The organism is Myxococcus qinghaiensis (assembly GCF_024198215.1).
In the GTDB taxonomy this organism is placed as follows: Bacteria; Myxococcota; Myxococcia; order Myxococcales; family Myxococcaceae; genus Myxococcus; species Myxococcus qinghaiensis.
The window spans coordinates 14135-31471 of sequence record NZ_JAKCFA010000013.1; the positions used below are offsets into that span (position 1 = coordinate 14135).

General features: G+C 70.4%; 18 protein-coding genes. 6 read left to right on the top strand and 12 right to left on the bottom strand.

The genetic code is table 11. The annotated features are described in order from the left end of the window. Positions 1–41: 41 nt before the first annotated feature. Genes LZ199_RS24175 through LZ199_RS24190 form a run of 4 tightly spaced genes read right to left on the bottom strand, consistent with a single transcriptional unit; the run spans position 42 to position 3408 of the window. Entirely contained in the window at positions 42–1262 is a 1221-nt protein-coding gene (locus LZ199_RS24175; RefSeq protein WP_253996108.1) for an MlaD family protein, read from the bottom strand. Further along, positions 1259–2083 (bottom strand): ABC transporter ATP-binding protein, encoded by an 825-nt coding sequence (locus tag LZ199_RS24180; RefSeq protein ID WP_253996109.1) that lies wholly within the window; start codon positions 2081–2083, stop codon positions 1259–1261. The genes LZ199_RS24175 and LZ199_RS24180 overlap by 4 nt, the downstream gene beginning before the upstream one ends. Positions 2084–2089: 6 nt before the next feature. Beyond that, positions 2090–2911: an MlaE family ABC transporter permease gene (locus LZ199_RS24185; RefSeq protein WP_253996110.1), complete on the bottom strand. Its 822-nt coding sequence runs from the start codon at positions 2909–2911 to the stop codon at positions 2090–2092. Beyond that, positions 2908–3408 carry a hypothetical protein gene (locus LZ199_RS24190; protein WP_253996111.1) on the bottom strand — a complete coding sequence of 167 codons (501 nt, stop codon included), beginning with the start codon at positions 3406–3408 and terminating at the stop codon, positions 2908–2910. The genes LZ199_RS24185 and LZ199_RS24190 overlap by 4 nt, the downstream gene beginning before the upstream one ends. Positions 3409–3792: 384 nt before the next feature. On the opposite strand from LZ199_RS24190, the gene LZ199_RS24195 reads away from it, so the two are divergent. Then, on the top strand, positions 3793–4191 hold the full coding sequence (locus LZ199_RS24195) for a hypothetical protein (RefSeq protein WP_253996112.1): 399 nt from the start codon (positions 3793–3795) through the stop codon (positions 4189–4191). Positions 4192–4195: 4 nt separating this feature from the next. On the opposite strand, the gene recF is transcribed toward LZ199_RS24195, so the two are convergent. Together recF and LZ199_RS24205 are read right to left on the bottom strand one after the other, a co-directional pair. After that, on the bottom strand, positions 4196–5335 hold the full coding sequence (recF, locus tag LZ199_RS24200; RefSeq protein ID WP_253996113.1) for a DNA replication/repair protein RecF: 1140 nt from the start codon (positions 5333–5335) through the stop codon (positions 4196–4198). 105 nt (positions 5336–5440) lie between these two features. After that, on the bottom strand, positions 5441–7360 hold the full coding sequence (locus LZ199_RS24205; RefSeq protein WP_253996114.1) for a sensor histidine kinase: 1920 nt from the start codon (positions 7358–7360) through the stop codon (positions 5441–5443). Positions 7361–7598: 238 nt separating this feature from the next. Between LZ199_RS24205 and LZ199_RS24210 the strand changes: the two genes are divergently transcribed. After that, positions 7599–8708: a DNA alkylation repair protein gene (locus tag LZ199_RS24210; RefSeq protein WP_253996115.1), complete on the top strand. Its 1110-nt coding sequence runs from the start codon at positions 7599–7601 to the stop codon at positions 8706–8708. Positions 8709–8727: 19 nt separating this feature from the next. On the opposite strand, the gene LZ199_RS24215 is transcribed toward LZ199_RS24210, so the two are convergent. Beyond that, the gene (locus tag LZ199_RS24215) at positions 8728–9018 is read right to left on the bottom strand and encodes a hypothetical protein (RefSeq protein WP_253996116.1); all 291 of its coding nucleotides are present in this window, start codon (positions 9016–9018) and stop codon (positions 8728–8730) included. Positions 9019–9142: 124 nt separating this feature from the next. On the opposite strand from LZ199_RS24215, the gene LZ199_RS46730 reads away from it, so the two are divergent. Both LZ199_RS46730 and LZ199_RS24225 read left to right on the top strand, forming a co-directional pair. Next, the gene (locus LZ199_RS46730) at positions 9143–9784 is read left to right on the top strand and encodes a DUF1990 family protein (RefSeq protein ID WP_253996117.1); all 642 of its coding nucleotides are present in this window, start codon (positions 9143–9145) and stop codon (positions 9782–9784) included. Beyond that, positions 9777–11039 carry a DUF1990 family protein gene (locus tag LZ199_RS24225; RefSeq protein ID WP_253996118.1) on the top strand — a complete coding sequence of 421 codons (1263 nt, stop codon included), beginning with the start codon at positions 9777–9779 and terminating at the stop codon, positions 11037–11039. Before LZ199_RS46730 ends, LZ199_RS24225 begins: the two co-directional genes overlap by 8 nt. A gap of 26 nt (positions 11040–11065) precedes the next feature. On the opposite strand, the gene LZ199_RS24230 is transcribed toward LZ199_RS24225, so the two are convergent. Next, entirely contained in the window at positions 11066–12274 is a 1209-nt protein-coding gene (locus LZ199_RS24230; RefSeq protein ID WP_253996119.1) for a hypothetical protein, read from the bottom strand. Positions 12275–12579: 305 nt separating this feature from the next. Then, positions 12580–13686, bottom strand: coding sequence for a DNA polymerase III subunit beta (gene dnaN, locus LZ199_RS24235; RefSeq protein WP_253996120.1), 1107 nt, complete (start codon positions 13684–13686; stop codon positions 12580–12582). Positions 13687–13947: 261 nt separating this feature from the next. Here dnaN and LZ199_RS24240 point away from each other — a divergent pair, with 261 nt between their 5' ends. Beyond that, a complete protein-coding gene (locus LZ199_RS24240; protein ID WP_253996121.1) occupies positions 13948–14448 on the top strand; it encodes a DUF6748 domain-containing protein in 501 nt (166 codons plus the stop codon). Positions 14449–14456: 8 nt separating this feature from the next. Here the strand turns inward: LZ199_RS24240 and LZ199_RS24245 are convergent, their stop codons facing one another. Genes LZ199_RS24245 through LZ199_RS24255 form a run of 3 tightly spaced genes read right to left on the bottom strand, consistent with a single transcriptional unit; the run spans position 14457 to position 16390 of the window. Then, positions 14457–15074: a peptidase gene (locus LZ199_RS24245; protein ID WP_253996122.1), complete on the bottom strand. Its 618-nt coding sequence runs from the start codon at positions 15072–15074 to the stop codon at positions 14457–14459. Between the two features lie 6 nt (positions 15075–15080). Then, complete coding sequence (locus tag LZ199_RS24250; RefSeq protein ID WP_253996123.1) at positions 15081–15908, bottom strand: ActD-like protein; 828 nt, start codon at positions 15906–15908, stop codon at positions 15081–15083. Next, entirely contained in the window at positions 15905–16390 is a 486-nt protein-coding gene (locus LZ199_RS24255; protein WP_253996124.1) for an RNA polymerase sigma factor, read from the bottom strand. The genes LZ199_RS24250 and LZ199_RS24255 overlap by 4 nt, the downstream gene beginning before the upstream one ends. A gap of 281 nt (positions 16391–16671) precedes the next feature. On the opposite strand from LZ199_RS24255, the gene LZ199_RS24260 reads away from it, so the two are divergent. Continuing rightward, entirely contained in the window at positions 16672–17334 is a 663-nt protein-coding gene (locus LZ199_RS24260) for a cobalamin B12-binding domain-containing protein (RefSeq protein ID WP_407667241.1), read from the top strand. Positions 17335–17337: the final 3 nt, after the last annotated feature.

Sequence of the window (17337 nt, forward strand, 5' to 3'; positions counted from 1 at the left end):
CTCGTCGGGCCCTCCGCGAGCTGCCCACCCGCTGACCCGAGCTACTCCGCCGCGGGCACCGGGGCGGGCGCCGCATCCACGGGCACAGGCGCGACCACGGGCTCCGCCGGCTTCGGTGCCTCGGCCTTGGGCTCCACGCGCTGCACCTTGCCCATCTGGTCCAGGTCCTTCCTGTTGTCCAACGAGAAGCGCACCAGCGCCCGGAGGATGCGGTTGCGCTTCACGTTGCCCAGCACCTCGCGCAGGTCCTCGTAGACAGTCGGGTCGCTGATGAGCCCGCCCAGCGTGCCCTCGCCCTTGGCCACCGTCGCCGTGATTTTCTTCAGGTCCTCCGCCGCGCTGCCCAGGTCCGCGAACATCCCGCTCGCATCGCCGTACACCAGCTGGTGCACCGCCCCGTTCGGGCTCTTCTTCGCGTCCTCAATCAGCCCCGCCAGCTGCCCCGCCGCCGAGCCCAGCTCCCGCAGCGCAATCGCGCCCTCGTCTCCGTAGATGAGCGCGTGCGCCGTGCCGTCACCCGTGCGCACCTCGCGCAGCAGCGCCTCCAAATGTCCCACCGCGCCGTCCACCCGCTGCGCCGCGCTCGACGCGTTCGCCATCAGCGTGCGCACCTCGCGCCCCGCCTCCTTGTCGTAGATGAGCGCATGCAGCACCCCGTCCCCCTTCTCCACCTGCTCCAACAACCCCCGCAGCGACGCCATGCTCCGCTGCACGTCCTTGGCGAGCTGGGGGTCCCCGTACGCGTCCACCGTCTTGAGCAACGACTTGCTGATGGCCACCGAGTTGTCCATCACCTCGCTGGCGCTCTTGAGCAGGTTGGACAGGTCTCCACTCGTGGAGGACGACAACACCCCGCCCGGCTCCACCGGCGGCGACGTGGGGCTGCCCAGCGAGATGTCCACCGCCTTGTCCCCCAGCACGCCCATGCTCGTGAGCTGCGCCAGCGAGTCCTCCTTCACGCGGTCCGCGTACCTCGACGCCACCTGAAGCCGCACCTCCAGCTTCGGGTCCTTCGGGTCCTCGGAGAAGTAGATGCCCGTCACCTTCCCCACCTCCAGCCCCCCCAGCCACACCGGGGACTGGTCACTCAAGCCCTGCACGTTGGTGAAGTACGCCCGGTAGGTCATCTGCCGCTGGAACAGCCGCGACTCCTGGCCGATGAAGAACACCACCACGCCCGCCACCGCCAGGCCGATGGCCACGAACAGCCCCGCGCGCAACGCCAGCCGCTTCTCGCCCGACGAGGACGTGAACAGGCTCATGACATGCCTCCGGGCTCCAGCTCGACCCGGCGCGCATCCAGGAACGCCCGCACCTCCGGCACCTTGGAGCGCCGGAACTCGTCCCGCGTCCCCACCTGGACGATGCGCCGGTTGGCCAGCATCGCCATCCGGTCCCCCACCGCGAACGCACTCACCAGGTCATGCGTCACGACGATGGAGGTGCAGCCGAGCTTCTTCTTCATCGAGTTGATCATCGAGTTGATGGACTGCGTCGTCACCGGGTCCAACCCCGTCGTGGGCTCGTCCCAGAGGATGACCTCCGGGTTGGTGGCGATGGCCCTGGCCAACCCCACGCGCTTCTTCATGCCGCCCGACAGGTCCGACGGCATCAGCCGCTCCGTCCCCGGCAGGTTCACCAACGCCAGCTTCTCCGCCACCCGCTGCCGCACCTCGTCCAGCGGCATGTCCGGGAAGTGCTCCCGCAGCGGATACGCCACGTTCTCCCCCACGCTCAACGAGTCGAACAGCGCCGCGCCCTGGAACACCATCGCCACGTTCCGTCGCACCGGGATGAACTGCTCCTCCGAGAAGCCCGTCACGTCGTGGCCCTGGAAGAGGATGCGTCCCGCGTCCGGCCGCTGCAACCCGATGAGGCACTTGAGCAACACGCTCTTGCCCGTGCCCGAGCCCCCCAGCACCACCAGCGTCTCCCCCGCACGCACGTCCAGCTCCAGGTCGTCATAGACGCGCTTGGCGCCGAACGCCTTCTGGAGGTGCTCGAAGTGGATGAGCTGCTCGCCCGGCGTGGGCCGGTGGAACTCGAACGTGGGTGCTTCCTTCTTGCGGTGGGAGAAGGCCATGTCGCGTCACAGGTACAACGTCACCTTGGTGATGAAGAAGTCCGCCAGGCACACCGCCACGGAGGTAATCGCCACCGTCTGCGTCGTCGCGCGCCCCACGCCCTCCGTGCCGCCCTCCACCGTCAGGCCCTTGAAGCAGCCCACCAGCCCGATGATGAAGCCGAACACCGCGCCTTTGAACACGCCGGACACGAAGTCCATCATGAACACCGCGTCCAGCGCGCCCTGGAAGAACAGGTCCAGCGAGATGGCGTACTGCGCGTTCACCACCAGCGCGCCCGCCACCAGGCCCACCACGTCCGCGAACACCGTGAGCACCGGCATCACCAGCAGGCACGCGAGCACGCGGGGCACCACCAGCTTGCGCAGCGGGTCCGCCCCCAGCGCGCGGATGGCGTCCACCTGCTCCGTCACCGTCATGGCCCCCAGCTCCGCCGCCATGCCACTGCCCAGGCGCGCGCCCACCGTGAGCGCCGTCAACACCGGCGCCAGCTCCCGGAACAGCGTGAGGACGACCACGCGCCCCACCGTGTACTGCACGCCGAAGCGCGCCAGGAAGTAGCCGAACTGCAACGAGATGACGAGCCCGGCGAACGTCGCCGTGAGCAGCGCGATTGGCAGCGAGCGCACCCCCAGCGTCTCCACCTGGAAGATGAGCGCGGCGCCGTCGAACGGAGGCCGCACCGCGCGGCTGAGCACCTGCCCCGTCATCTGCGTCATCGCGCCCAGCGACTCCAGCCGCTGCTTCGCGCGCTCCACCACGCTGGGGCGCTCCTGTGCAGCGACCTCCACCACCTCCGGCGCCTCCGCCTCCGCCGAGGGGCTCATCCGAAGTGCTCCGACTCGAAGCCCGCGAGCAACGCGTCGAAGTCCGGCATGCGCTCGGCCGCGAGCCCCGGCGGCGCCACGTAGGAGAAGTCGAAGACGCAGTTGTCCTTCTTCAACACCACCAGCTCCAGCTCCACGGGCACCCCGTCCATCTTCGCCAGGTAGCGGCTGCGCAGCGCCTCGCGCCCGTCCATGGCGATGAGGTGGCTGGACACCTCCTGGCGCTCGGTGAAGCCCATCAGCAAATGCCGCGTGAGGACCGGGAGCGGCGGGTCGTCGTGCCCCTTGCACGTCGCGTTGATGGAGACCGCGCGGCCCGTGCCCTCCTCGGCGAAGGCCAAATCGTTGTCCTCCAGCCAGACCCGGCGCCAGTGCTTGGGCAGCTCGCCCACGCGGTAGCGCACCTCCGGCTTGGACAACACGGAGTCCTCGAAGCTCACGCGGCGGCAGCCCACCAGGGATGCGAGCAACACGAGCAGCAGCGTCATCCTCGACATGGCACCGTTTCTTCGCGTCGGCACTTCCGGCCTTGTGCGGGCAAGTCATGCGACACCAGGAGCGGCGCCGCAAGGAATTCCGCGCGATAAAACGTCCACTATCCACCCCTCCCTCCACCCCAGGACGGCGGATGCTCGACACTGAACCTTCCAGGTCTCACGACCGAGCCGCCTGATATCGCCGTCTCGCCGCCGCATTCCCCGTCCGGAAAAGGGCAGGTCGAGTGCCCCGTCGACAATCAATTTCACCGGGCGCGAGCCCAGGGGGAGTCCCTTGGTGCCCCTCGTGTCCGCATGTTCCAGTCATCACCCCACCGGGACACGGCGACCCGCCCGTCCCCTCCTCCCGCTTCTGGGAGAAGTCACCACACGAGGAGGCGACACATGGATGGGGGACTCGCGATATTCGGCTTCGGCCTCTTCCTCCTGTCGATTGCCAGCCTGTACGCACGCACGGCCTACGGCGTGGCGATAGGGCTGCTCGCCATGGCGCTCGTGTCCATGGGCATGGCCTTCAGCGAGTCGAAGAAGCTGCGGGAAATCTCCCTGGGCCTGAGCCTGGGGCTGCTGGCCCTCGCCACTGTCGCGGTCGCCACCGGCACCGTGTGGTGGCTGAGCCTGGGGACCTTCTTGTTCGCGGTGGCCTTTGGAGTGCTCTGGGCCGAGTACCGCTTCGCCTTCTTCGAGCACGTCCGGCAGGAAGACCTGCCGCCCCGGCGCCCGCACCACGCCCGGCGGATGAACGTGCACTGGCCCTGGCACCGGCGCCGCTCGGCGCCGTGAGTCGTCAGCCCTCGACGGGGACGTCCGCGTCCCGGGTCGTCACCTGCCCCGCGTGCACGGAGAGCCACAGCGTGTCCTCCGCCGCGGCCCCGCGCACCAGCGAGCCATCCGTGGTGGACAGGAACACCTGCGCGCCGCTCTTCGCCAGGTAGTCCATCAGGTAGGCGTTGCGCTCCGGGTCCAGCTCGCTCGACACGTCGTCCAGCATGAGCAGCGGCAGGAAGCCCATGCTCGTCTCCAGATTCTCGATTTCAGCAATCTTCCAGCCGAGCACCAGCGCCCGCTGCTGCCCCTGGCTCGCATAGGCCCGGGCGCTGCGGCCGCCCAGCGTCACCGTCACGTCGTCCGAGTGCGGTCCCACCGAGGTGAAGCCCCGGTCCAAATCCCTGCGCAGGCGCTCGCCCAGCGACTCGCGCAGCGCCAGGGCCAGCGAGGCCTCATCCGCCGCGGCGAAGTCCCCGCCCAGGTGCGCCGGGTGATAGCCATACGAGGCCGGCTCCACCGTGCGACCAATCGAGGCGAAGGTCGCCTGGGCGCGCGGCGCCAGCTCCGCCATCAGCGCCCGCCGCCGCGCGTAGATGCGCGCCCCGGCCTTGGCCAGCGTCTCGTCGTAGGCGTCCAGGTAGGCCGGGTCCGCCGCGCCGCCCTCGCGCAGGAGCCGGTTGCGGTTCTTCAGCGCGCGCGCGTACTCGCGGCTCTCCCGGAGGTACGCGGGGAAGCGGTTGAACACCGCCCGGTCCAGGAAGCCGCGACGTGAGTCCGGCCCGCCCTTCACCACCTCCAAATCATCCGGCGTGAAGGCCACCACGGAGACGCCGCCGAAGTACTCCTCCAGGCTGGCCGCCTTCTTTCCGTCCACGAAGGCCTGCCGCGTGCCGCCGCCGACCTCGACGGCGATTTCGCGCTCGGCTCCCTTGAGGAGGAAGCGGCCGGACACGCGCGCCGTCTGGGTGCCCCAGCGCACCAGCTCCGACAGGCGCCCGGCGCGCAGCGGCTTGAGCGTGGCGAGGAAGTAGAGCCCCTCCAGCAGGTTCGTCTTGCCCTGCCCGTTCTGCCCCACGGAGATGGTGGCATGGGCGCTGGGCGTGAGCGTCACCTGCGCGAGATTGCGGAAGTCTTGGACGTGGAGTGCGAGGAGGCGCACGGCCCCCACCGTATACCCGCCTCCGCGCCGGCGCGGGGAGGTTATCTCGCGCCCGCGCTCACCGAGGGGCCGGGCGAAACACAGACACGCTCGAACAGGAGCCCTTCAGGACGCCAGGCTCTTGACGGCGACGGCGGGCTCCGATGGCCGCAGCGGCAACTCCACGGTGAAGGTGGCGCCCTCGCCCGGCCGGCTGTCCACGCGGATGAGGCCCTCCATCGCCTCCACGAGCGTGCGCGCGACATACAGGCCCAGCCCCAGGCCGCCGTAGTTGCGCTCGGACACCGCGCGCTCGAACTTGTGGAAGATGCGCGTCTGGGCCTCGGGGCTGATGCCGATGCCCTCGTCGCGCACGCGCAAGAGCGCCCGCTCCGCCTCCAACGCCACGGACACCCGCACGGGCCGCCCCGCGCCGTACTTGAGCGCGTTGGACACCAGGTTCGTCACCACCTGCTCCAGCCGCATCCGGTCCCACGCGCCCGTCGCGGACTCCACGCCGGAGACGTCCACTTCACACTCCGCCCGCTCCGCCTCCGGCTGGAAGCGCGCCACCACCTCCCGCACCAGCTCGCGCAGGTCCACCTGCTCGTACTCCAACCGCAGCCGCCCCGTGCCGATGCGCGACACGTCCAGGAGCCCGTTCACCAGGTCCGCCAGCCGCATCACCTGCCGCAACATCCCCTGCACCTCGCGGCCATGGCGCTTCGCCCAGGCGGAGTCCGGGTCCGAAAGCGTCGCGCGCGCGAAGGCCTGCAGCCTCAGGCCCAGCACCGTCAGCGGCGTCTTCAGCTCGTGGCTCGCCACGGACAGGAACTCGTCGCGCGCGCGGATGGCTTCCTGCAGCCGCTGCTCCACCGTCTTCAGGCGGGTGATGTCCAGGAAGGGCAGCACCGTCACCGCCGGATGCCCATGCATCGCGGGCAACATCTCCGAGGAGATGCTGAGCACGTACTCCCCGCTGTGCGTGTGCCAGACGACCTCCAGGCCCTCCAGCTTCTCGCCCCGCGCCGCGCGAGAGGAGGGAATCTCCTCCGCGCCCAGCCGCCGGCCCGACAGGTCCGTGAGGTGGAACAGCTCGCCATACTGCGACGCGGGCACCCGCATGGGGATGTCCCGGCCATGCAGCCGGTCCGCCGCGGCGTTGGAGAACGTCAGGTCCCCCGTGCCCGGGTCCGCCATCACCACCGGCATGGGCATCAAGTCCAGCACCGCCTCCAGCCACCGGTGCTGGCTCTCCACCGCCTGGCGCGCGAGCACCTGCTCCGTCACCTCGAAGGCGAACGTCACCAGTCCGTCCACCCGGCCCCGCTCGTCGCGCAAGGGCTCGTAGAGCAGGTTCCAGTACCGCGTCTCCACCTGCCCCCGGCCCGCGTAGTCGAGCGCCATCGGATACTCGTGGGCCACCACCCGCTCCCCCGTCTCCAACACCCCGCGGTACAGGCTCACCAGCTCCGGAGAGATATCCGGAATCGCCTCCACGAGCGTGCGCCCCACCAGCTCCCGGCCGCCCATCAGCGTCAGCAGCAGCGGGTTGGCGAACTCGAAGCGCAGCTCGGGTCCGCGCATCAGGTTGATGGCCACCGGCGCCTGGGTGAGCAGTTGATAGAGCCTGCGCCGCTCCAGCTGCTCCGCCTCGCGCGCAGCCAGCTCCGCCGTCACGTCCTTGTAGGCCAGGGCGATGTGGCTCACCTCGCCCGCGGAGGACGCGAGCGGGAAGCAGGTGCAGGCGATGGCGATGCGGTGCGCCTCCTTCACCTCGACGTGCCGCAGCTCCTTCACGTCGTACCAGATGACCGGCGTCTGCACCGTCTCGCCCGCGAAGGCCCGGCGCAGCAGCACGTCCAGCCCCAGCTTCGCCACCAGCTCGTCGCGAAAGAGGCTGTACTCCGGCGGCGGACTGGAGCCGAACATCGCCTCGTAGGCGGGGTTGTACAGCCGGCAGTGCCCCTGCGCGTCGAAGATGGCGTACGGCACCGGCGAGTGGAGGAACAACCCCTCCAGCAACACCAGCGGGTCCGTCGTCACGGAGGCCAGCTGCTCGCGCAGCGGGAGCGCGGAGGACGAGGACGCACGCGCGCTCCGGCCCCCACCGGAACCTCGCCCTGCCTCGACGTCTGCCTTCCCACCCCGAGGGCCCTGGCCCTTGCGCGTCGCCACGACCCGCAGGAGTAGCAGAAGACAGACTTCACTGGCAGCGCTGAAAGGTAGGACAGGGCTTGGACATGGCTTGTGGACCCCGTCACGAAAGGCTTTGGTCCGGCCCATGGCGGAGCCTCTCAAGACCTTCTTCGACGCCCGGCTGGTGGAGCGGCTGGGCACCGCGCTGCACAAAGCCCGGCCTTCCTTCCCCCTGGACACCTTCCTCGCGGAGGCACGTCAGGGATTGGAGGGGCATGAGCTCATCGGCCGCGCGCGTCACATCTCCCAGGCCATGCACCGGGCCCTGCCCCGCGACTACCCGAAGGCGGTGGAGGTGGTGGTGCGCTCGCTGGGCCCGCTGCGCGACACGGACCGGGTGGGCATGGAGGTCTTCTTCTACCTCCCCCACACGATGTTCGTGTCCGAGCACGGCCTGGAGCACTTCGAGGAGTCCATGCGGGCCCAGCACGCGCTCACCCAGCGCTTCACGGCGGAGTTCTCCATCCGCCCCTTCCTGGAGCGGCACCCGGAGAAGACGCTGAAGCGCCTGCGCGAGTGGACGAAGGACGAGAGCGTCCATGTGCGAAGGCTCGTGTCGGAGGGCACGCGTCCGCGCCTGCCGTGGGCCTCGCGCCTGCGCGCCTTCCAGCAGGACCCGCGTCCGGTGCTGGAGCTGCTGGAGCTGCTCAAGGACGACGTGGACCTGTACGTGCGCCGCTCGGTGGCCAACAACCTCAACGACATCGGCAAGGACCACCCGGACGTGCTGGTGAAGGTGGCGAAGGCGTGGCTGAAGGACGCCCCGCCGGAGCGGGAGTGGCTGGTGCGCCACGCGCTGCGCTCCGCCATCAAGCGAGGCGAGCCCGCGGCGCTGGAGGTGCTGGGCGCGGGCAAGCCCACCGGAATCGAAGCCCGGGTCACCGAGCTGCCCCGCGGCGCGAAGCTGGGTGGCGCGGTGGACGTGCGCTTCGTGGTGGCCAATCGCTCCAAGCGCACCCAGTCGCTCGTGGTGGACCTGGCCGTGCACTTCTTCAAGGCGCGTGGCGAGGCGCCCAAGCCCAAGGTCTTCAAGGTGCGCGCGCTGACGCTGGCGCCCGGCCAGGAGGAGACCCTGGGCAAGCGCGTGTCGCTGGCGCGGCTCTCCACGCGCCGCCACTACCCGGGCCCGCACCGCTTCGAGGCGCGGGTGAATGGCGTGGACCTGCCGCTGGGCGAGGTGGACGTGGTGGAGTGAAGCCGCTCGGGCCGCCTCCTCAACGCGGCCCGAGCAGCTTCACCAGCTTGTTGTAGACGCCCATCACCAGGAGCGGCGACACCCAGGAGCCGATGAAGCGGGCCGGCTGGCTGCGGCCCGCCAGCTCCAGGCCCAGGGACACGCCCATCGAGCACAGGCTGGCGAAGAGGAAGACGTGCGAGGGAATCTTGGCCGCCTGCTGCTCCAGCAGCCGGGTGAACGAGCTGTCGGCGTGTTCCGCGCGCAACACGGGGGGCAGCTCGTACTCATGCGTCGACGCGGCACTCGCGGGGTTGACGTCCAGGGTCATCGTGCTTCCTCCCCGAGCAGCCGGGCAGGTCGGCCGCTCATCCCCGCACTCGCGGGAAAGCCCCATGCCTCCCGGCGTCGCGGTCCCCATCATGGTGTGACCGAACCACGCGAAGGGCGAGAGGGTGGACCACGACAACACCACACCGGACAGGGCGGGCGGAGAAGCGGGAGGACTCCAGCTTCCCGAGACAGGCGCGGGCCCGCTCCTGCAACGCGACTACTGGGCCCTCATCCGGCACTGCCGCCACCGGCCCGCCGCCATCCTGGAATGGGTGGCGCGGCGGTTCTCCGAGTTCGCGCCGGAGGAGCTGTGTGTCTTCACGCGCGAGTCCCCGTCCCGCGAGGACCAGCCGCTGGAAGAGGGCGAGCTGCTCACCGTGCACATCGTCGGCGCGGGGAAGTTCGGCGTGCGCGTCATCCACAAGGACCGCCAGAGCCTGACGCTCGCCACCCTGCCGGGCCACCCGGAGGCGGGGCGCATCACCTTCGGCGCGTACCGCAACGAGTACGGGGACGTGCTCTTCCACATCCGCAGCCGCGCGCGCTCCGGCTCGCACATGCACCACTGGGGCTTCGTCACCGCGGGCGAGGCCATGCAGACCAACACCTGGACGGAGTTCGTCCTGCGCGTGGCCCTCTCCGCGGGCGAGGGCGTGGTGGGCGGCATCCACGCGGACACGCGGGAGCTGGAGGAAGAGCCCCGAGGTGGAGACGTGATGTCCGGGCCCACCTTCCTCGCACGAGGAGACGACGCCGATGATTGAGTGGCGCTGGTTCTCCGGCTGGACGGACGACGAGCTGGCCCCCCGGCTGGAGAAGGCGGGCGCGCTGGTGCGCAACTTCACCGCCGCGTCGGGGGAGATGACGCTGGAGGCGGGCTGGAACCAGGTGCACTCGGTGTCCACGCTGGGCCGCGAGCAGCCGGGCCCGCCGTCTCCCACGGGCCTGTTCGAGCGTGCCCGGGGCGTGCTGGAGACCTTCGACTTCTCCGACCCGCGCATCGTCCGCTGGCACTTCTCCTCCGACACGCCGCTGCATGGGCGCACGGTGCTGCTGGAGCTGAAGTCATTGGCCGAGCGGCTGCGCTTCCTGTGCGCGGTGCGCGTGGGCGACACGCGCCTGGAGATTGGCGAGACGTGCAGCGTGTATGGCTTCAGCTTCGAGACGCTGGACGGCCACCTCGAAAAAGGCAGGGAGTGGTTCCTCCTGCGCAAGCAGCACGACACCGGAGAGGTGCGCTTCGAAATCGAGGCGAGCTGGCGGCCCGGGACGTTCCCCAATGCGTGGAGCCGCGTGGGCTTCGCGCTCGTGGGCAAGCGCTACCAGCGCGCCTGGCACCGGCTGACGCATGCGCGCCTGCGCGAGCTGACGCGGAATCACCCGGAGTTCGCCGGCATGCCCGCGCATCACGGCAAGGTGGACCACTCCGGACACGAGTTGGGGGAGCTGGGCCCGGTGAGCTTCTACGCGATGCGCGCGCCGGGACGACTGAAGTCACAGCTGGAAGAGGAGGTGGACGCCGTGGAACGAGGACATTGGTTGACCCCCGTGGGGCTGGGAGTGCTCGCGGGCATGCGAAGTCTGAGTGCGCCCACGCTGGTGAGCCGCAAGCTGGCCCAGTCGCCGGAAGCGAGGACGGACCCGTTGTCCGTCGCCTTGTCGAAGCCCTGGGTGCCTCGGGTGCTGGAGGTGCTCGCGCTGGGCGAGCTGGTGGCGGACAAGCTGCCGATGACTCCCGCGCGCGTGAAGTGGGTGCCCATGACGGGCCGCATCTTCATGGGCACGGTGGCGGCGGCCTCGTCGGTGTCGGGGCAGACGCGGCGGCGCGTCGTGCTCGCGGCGGCGATGGGCGGACTGGCCGCGGTGGCCTCCACCTGGGCCTTCTATTCGCTGAGGAAGCTGGCCACGGGGAAGCTCCACATCCCCGCCCTGGCGGCGGCCTTCGCGGAGGACGCGCTGCTGGCGGCGCTCGCCACGCGGCTGATGCCCCTCGTGGACGACACGGCCACGGCGAGCTGAAGCGGCAACGTCCAGGCCTCCCGCGCTCATCCCTGGCGGGAGGCCGCGTTCCTCGCGGCCTGCACCAGCGCGGGCAGGTCCTTCACGTGGGTCATGTCCGGCCCCAGGTCGTCCGAGGCACGCGTCCGCGCGCGCGACGGTGAGAACAGCCGGGCCGGCGTCTGCGCCTTGCCATGCAGGATGATGAACAGGCGCAGGGCGTCTCGAAGCCGCTCCACGTCCGTGCCGCCCTCGTCGCGCGCCCGCTGCGCCGCGCTCCACAAGCGCGTCCAGGCGGCCTCCTCGCTCCAGGCTCCCACGGGACGCTCACGAGACAGGGTGGCCAATTCAGCCGCCAGCTCGAACAGGCCCGCGCGGCCCTCATCGAAGGCCTCGCCCGGAGCGAGCCTCGCCTCGGCCCCGCCGCTCGACTCGCGCGCGGCCAGCCACGGCAGCAGCTCCGGCACCTCCCGCTCCAACGGGAGGACGGGCGCCAGGCGGCTCTCCAGCAGCGCGCGCAACCTCGCCCGCGCCACGCCGTGCCAGAAGGCCGCGTGCAGCACCAGCTCCGGTCCACTGCGCGGCGCATGCAACGGCACGCGCGAGGCCCGGCGCGCCAGGAAGTCCTTCACCTTCCCGCTGGTGTCGAAGTGCTCCAGGCGTTGCCACAGCGAGGCCAGCGCGGACTCGGCCAGGGGCAGGGCGCGGCGCAGCTCCTCCGCCTCCGCCTCGTTGAAGGGCAGCACCCCCTCGGGCGTGGGGCGCTTGAAGACGCGCTCGCACACCTCCGCGGCGGCGCACGCGGCGCGCAGCTCCGGCAGGTTGCGCGGCAGCAACTCCACGGCCCGGGCCCAGGTGCGTCCGCCCAACAGCGGCCCCGCCTCCAGCACCACCTCCTCCAACCGCAGCAGCGCCTCGCCCAACGACACCGAGCGCTCCGCCTCCGGCAGCCGCCGCAGCGCCACGTGCTCGACGGCCGCGCGCAGCCGCTCCACCTCCGCCATCAACTTCATGGGCGCGGCCTCGCGCGGCCAGGCCTCCGCGGCGGCGCGGCGCTTCAGCGCGGCGAGCGTGGCGTCCACTTCCGGCTGCACCTGCGCCACCTCGCGCAAGAGCTCGAAGTGCGCGCGCACGCGGTCCTTCCAGAAGAACGCCTCCAGCATCCCTCGCAGGGCCACGTAGCGCAGGCGCGTGGCCTCCAGGAGGTCCGCGCGGTCCTCGAGTCGTGCGCGCAGGTTGTCCGGGTGCGTGGCCACGCCCTCACTATAAAAGCGGCCCCCGCTTCCGGCAGGCCCTCGGGCGCAATGGGCCCCGCGAGAGTGAACGATGGGTCGCCCAGGACTGTTCCACCCGACAGGCCCCCCGCTCCAACGGCGGCCCTCCCGTCCACCAGCCGGCACTTGCCGCGAGGGGCCCGGCTCCGTCGGCGCACCCGACGCTCCCACAAGGCCCGCGTGTCACCGGCCATGAAAAACCCATGCGACCCGGCCTGACGTGGCACGGACTCGCATGGGCTCGAGGACGACTCGGGAGGGCTTGGAGCTTGGGGCCCTCTGATGACTCACACGCGCATGGGCATGACGACCGCGGTGAAGGTGCGGTCACCGGGCGCGTGCAGCACGCCGGGGCTGTGCTCGTCACCCAGCTCGAAGCTCACCTCGTCCGTGTCCGTGACGGCGAGCACGTCCGTGAGGTAGCGCGCGTTGAAGCCCACGGTGATGTCATTGCCCTGGTACGCCAGCTCCACCACGTCGCGCGCCTCACCCAGGTCCGGGTTGCTCGCGGTGATGACCAGCTTGTTCGTCTCCAGGCCGATGCGCACGGCGTTGCTCTTGTCCGCGGACAACAGCGCGATGCGCTTGAGCCCCTCCAGGAAGCGCACCTTGGGGACGAGGACGACCTTCTCGCCCTCCTTGGGGATGACGCGCTGGTACTCGGGGAACTGCCCGTCGATGAGCCGCATCACCATGGTGAGGCCGGGCTTCTTGAACAGCGCGGAGTTCTCCGCGAAGCCCAGGTGGCACTCCGCGTCCGGCGCCTCGTCCAACAGGCGCTTGAGCTCCATCAGACCCTTGCGGGGGATGATGACGCCGCTCTTCAGCTTGAAGTCGCCCGTCAGCTCGCGCTCGATGAGCGACAGCCGGTGACCGTCCGTGGCCACCATGCGGACCTTGCCGGAGGCCTGCGGCTCGAAGAAGACGCCGTTGAGGATGTAGCGCGTCTCGTCGCTGGAGATGGCGAACTGGGTCTTCTTGATCATCTCCAGGAGCGTGTTGCCACCCACCTGCACCAGCGGAGCGTTCTCCTCCTTGGGCAGCTTCGGGTACTCCTCGGCGGCCATGCCCACAATCTTGAAGTGGGCCGAGCCGCTGGAGATGTCCACGTAGTTGTTGGCCAGCTTCTTCAGCGTCACCTGCGCGTCGGGCAGGTTCTGGACGATGTCGAAGACGTACTTGGCGCTGAGCGTGACGGCGCCCGGCTTGATGACCTCGGCGGGGTGCTCGGAGACGATGCCGATGTCCAGGTCGAACGCGGTGACGGTGATGCCGCCCTTCGTCGCGTTGACGAGCACGTTGGCGAGGATGGGCATCGTCGTCTTGCGCTCCACGATGCCCTGGGCGCGGTAGAGGGCCTTCTTCAGCTCGTCGGCGGCGATGCGGAATTCCATCGGAGGGCGTCCCGTCCTTAAAGGTCCCGGCCCCAGGGGCCGATCAGGGGGCCGATGTAACTGGTGGGATGGGGAGGGTCAAGGACGGGGGAGCCTCTGTCGTCGCGCTCGGGCCCCCACCCTGGCACTCCCAGTCGCGCTGCACGGGCATTCAGGCACCCTCCGTTCAACTGACTGGCGGTCAGCCAGGCTGACAGGGGACTGGCCCTTGCCCCGTGGGCGATGGACACTCCCTGTCTACTCGCCTTCCGGAGCTCCCCCATGAACGTCCGCCCGCTGTTGCTCGCCGCCCTCGCGCTGGGCTTCGCCGCCGGCTGCAGCAAGCCGTCCGCTTCCTCCTCGACGCCCTCGAACGAGCCCGGCACGCCGAGCGGCGACTCCCGGCCGGCCGCGGAGAACGCCGCGCCCCCCAGCGGAGACCAGAGCGGCACCCCCGTCGTGCCCCCTCCCACCCCCGGCAACGGCGGCGAGGCCAAGGCGGGTGAGAGCGCCGTCTACATCGTCAAGGACAGCGGCATCCGCTGCATCGCCCCGCCCTGCCCCAGCTACAACGCCGTCCTGGCGGACAAGCCGGACATGGACGCGATTCCGGTGCACGAGCTGGACCTGTCCGCGGTGACGGGTGGCAACGAGCAGCAGATGGAGTCGCTGATGCAGCGCACGACGGCGGGCGGCCTCAAGGTTCGCGGCTCGCTGGAGACGCGTGCCAAGGCGGGCCCCGCGGGCGACGCCACCGTGCTGCGCGCCAGCAAGCTGGAGTAGGCGCGCCGCTAGAAGTGCAGGCCGAGCTGGAGGCCGGGCCAGTGCTGGATGCGCTGGTCCGCCTTTGGCTGGCTCTGGCTCACGGACATGCGCGTCACCGACGCGAAGTCCGGCTGCCCCCACACGAACCACATGTTGTAGGTGGGGCCGGCGAACACGGCGAGTCGAGGCAGCACCTGGACCCCGAGCATCACCCGGGCCTGGCCCAGCACGTTGCCGCCGTCACCCTCCAGCGGCTTCTGCACCGGCTGCACCGCGCCGCCCGTCACGTCCAAATCCAGCCAGAAGCGGTGCGACAGCACCACATGGCCGCCCACGCCCAGGCCGAAGCTGAAGCGCGCCTCGTTCCGGCTGCCGGGTTCGATGCCCGCGAGCAGCGTCAGGTAGAGCGGACCTCCGCCCACCTTCACCGCGAGGTTGGCGAGCTGGATGTCGCTTCCCCACAGCTCCATGTGGACGTTGCCGCGACGCAGTCCGCGACGGACGCCGGGCGCGGGGGCTGCTTGCGCCGAGTCCTGGGCGAACGTGCCTTCACCCTCCACCAACGGGAGGGGGCGCACCGCGCTGACGTCCGCGGCCGCCGCCCCCGCCCACAGCCACAGTGCGAGAAGGGCGCAGGGTTTCATCACTCCTTACTTTTGAAGCGTGAAGGACACCTGCGTCAAGCCCTCGGGCAAGAAGAGGGACGCGGTGTGCGCGTCCGGGGAGGCCGCCAGCACCCGGGCCGCCTCCAGCACGGACTCCACCGCGAAGGGCTGGTCCGACGTCACCAGGAAGAAGCGCTCGAAGCGCGGTGCGTCATCCAGCTCGTAGGCCCCGGCGAGCCGCTGCGTGCCGGAGGGCGACAGCGTCGCGGCCTCCTGGGCCCCGTGCTCCGGCGCGTGCAGCGTCACCGAGCCGCGCCCGTCCACGGAGAGGATGACGCCGTGGGTGTGTCCCGCCGCCACGTACGCCAGCTGCACCACGTCGCCCGCGACGGCGGAGGCGCCTTCGGCGAGCAGTTCGTCCGCCTGGGCCCGCTGCCGGTGGATCTCCAGCCGGGGCGTCAGTCCCTTGGAGCGCGTGGGCTCCGGATCCAGGCCCGCCACCGGGCCCGTCGGCTCCGTACCGAGAGAGCCGGGGGCTCCGCCGGGGCCCGGGTCGGGCTGCGCGATGACGAAGAGCGCGAGCGCCGCGAGCACGGGCACCAGCCCCATCGCCGACGTCAGCCACGGGGAACGAGCCGGAGCCTGGCGCGCCGGAGCGCCGCGACGAAAGCGGGTGTCCACCTCGCGGGCCACGCGCGCGGGAGACAGCCGCTCCAGGGTGGCGCGCGAGTCGGCCTCCAGCGCGGCGAGCCGCTCCAGGCCCCCGGGCTCCTGCTCCAGCCGGGCGCGCGCGGCGGCCAGCTCCTCGGGCGGCAGCTCGCCCAGCGCGATTCGCTCCAGCAGCCAGTCCGGAATGCGTTGGGGGGAATTCATGCGGCCTCCAGCTCCAGCTCTTGCAGCGCCGACGTCAGCGCGCGCAGGCGCTTGCGCACGCCCGACACGGACAGGCCCACCTCGGCGGCCGTCTCCTCCAGCGTCATCCCATCCACCAGGTGCAGCACCGCGATGTCCCGGCTGGACGCCGGCACGCGGCCGAAGAGCCGGTCCAACATCCCGCGGGCGTTGGCGCGGGACTCGGTGTCCTCCGCGGAGGCGATCTGCAACACCAGCTCATCCTCGCGGTCCTCGGGCCTGCGCTTCGCCCCCCGCAGCCGGTTGAGACACACGGTGGTGGAGATGCGGTGCAACAGGCTGGACGGCGCGGCGTCCTTCAGCGCCCCCTGGTAGCGCAGCAACTGCACGAACACATCGTGCATGGCGTCCACGGCCTTCTCCTCGTCACGCAGGAGGAAGCGGCAGCGCCGGAGCACCTGGGGGCCGTAGCGGCGGTAGTAGGCCTCCACATCGATTGACACCGGCGTCGCGCCTCCCTCGTCCGGTGAAGGGAACACCGGGGGTTCGCGAAACTGTCACCGGCCGCTTCGCGATTTCGTCCCTACCCCGCTTCCCCCGGGTGGCCAAACCCATCCTTCCCCTGGGCCTGCAAAATCTACAGGGCGACCAGCGAGACAGGCGCTCGGCGTCGCCCTCGTCGAGTGTCGGGTTGTCGATGAAAACACCCCGTCTCGGTTGTACTCGACTGTAACGAAACAGGACCCCATCACTACTTTCCGGTACTCGACCTCCCCCCGAGCCCGTGACATCCGTGATTGAAGACACCCTGCCCCACCTTCGGGCGCGCTACCTGAGTGCGCAGCTCGCGGGCAACCGGAGAGAAGCCCTCCGCCTGCTCGTGGATGAGGGACTGCTCGTCGGCGTCCCCCTCCAGGTGCTCCATCTGGAGGTCATCCAGCAGGCGCAGTACGAGATTGGTCGCCTGTGGCAGGAGAACATCATCTCCGTGGCCCAGGAGCATCAGGCCACCGCCATCTCCCAGCTCGCGCTCGCCCACCTCTACCGTCACCTGCCGAGAGACCCGCCCAACGGCAAGCTCGTCATGATGTCGTGCGTGGAGGGCGAGCTGCACGAGATGGGGGCGCGGATGGCCAGCGACTTCCTGGAGATGGCCGGCTTCGACGTGCACTTCCTCGGAGCCAACGTGCCGCCCGAGCACCTGGCGCGCATGCTGCGCGAGGTGAAGCCCCACCTGCTCGCGCTCTCGGTGACGATGTCCTACCACCTGCCGGCCCTGCGCCGCGCCGTGGAGCACGCGCGCGGCGCCATGCCCGAGCTGCCCATCGCCGTGGGCGGGCACGCGTTCCGCTGGGCGCCGGGGCTGGAGCATGAACTCGATGTGAGCTTTCACGGCAAGGACGCGCGCGAGCTGGTCGCCGCCGCCTGCCGCACCCTGGGAGTTTGAGGA

Excerpts from the sequence above, each read along its gene's own strand:
- dnaN (WP_253996120.1), bottom strand. The coding sequence starts at position 13,686 with ATGGAATTCCGCATCGCCGCCGACGAGCTGAAGAAGGCCCTCTACCGC.
- LZ199_RS24185 (WP_253996110.1), bottom strand. The coding sequence starts at position 2,911 with ATGAGCCCCTCGGCGGAGGCGGAGGCGCCGGAGGTGGTGGAGGTCGCT.
- LZ199_RS24240 (WP_253996121.1), top strand. The coding sequence starts at position 13,948 with ATGAACGTCCGCCCGCTGTTGCTCGCCGCCCTCGCGCTGGGCTTCGCC.
- LZ199_RS24175 (WP_253996108.1), bottom strand. The coding sequence starts at position 1,262 with ATGAGCCTGTTCACGTCCTCGTCGGGCGAGAAGCGGCTGGCGTTGCGC.
- LZ199_RS24195 (WP_253996112.1), top strand. The coding sequence starts at position 3,793 with ATGGATGGGGGACTCGCGATATTCGGCTTCGGCCTCTTCCTCCTGTCG.
- LZ199_RS24210 (WP_253996115.1), top strand. The coding sequence starts at position 7,599 with ATGGCGGAGCCTCTCAAGACCTTCTTCGACGCCCGGCTGGTGGAGCGG.
- LZ199_RS24215 (WP_253996116.1), bottom strand. The coding sequence starts at position 9,018 with ATGACCCTGGACGTCAACCCCGCGAGTGCCGCGTCGACGCATGAGTAC.
- LZ199_RS24225 (WP_253996118.1), top strand. The coding sequence starts at position 9,777 with ATGATTGAGTGGCGCTGGTTCTCCGGCTGGACGGACGACGAGCTGGCC.
- LZ199_RS24245 (WP_253996122.1), bottom strand. The coding sequence starts at position 15,074 with ATGAAACCCTGCGCCCTTCTCGCACTGTGGCTGTGGGCGGGGGCGGCG.
- LZ199_RS24250 (WP_253996123.1), bottom strand. The coding sequence starts at position 15,908 with ATGAATTCCCCCCAACGCATTCCGGACTGGCTGCTGGAGCGAATCGCG.
- LZ199_RS24190 (WP_253996111.1), bottom strand. The coding sequence starts at position 3,408 with ATGTCGAGGATGACGCTGCTGCTCGTGTTGCTCGCATCCCTGGTGGGC.
- LZ199_RS24180 (WP_253996109.1), bottom strand. The coding sequence starts at position 2,083 with ATGGCCTTCTCCCACCGCAAGAAGGAAGCACCCACGTTCGAGTTCCAC.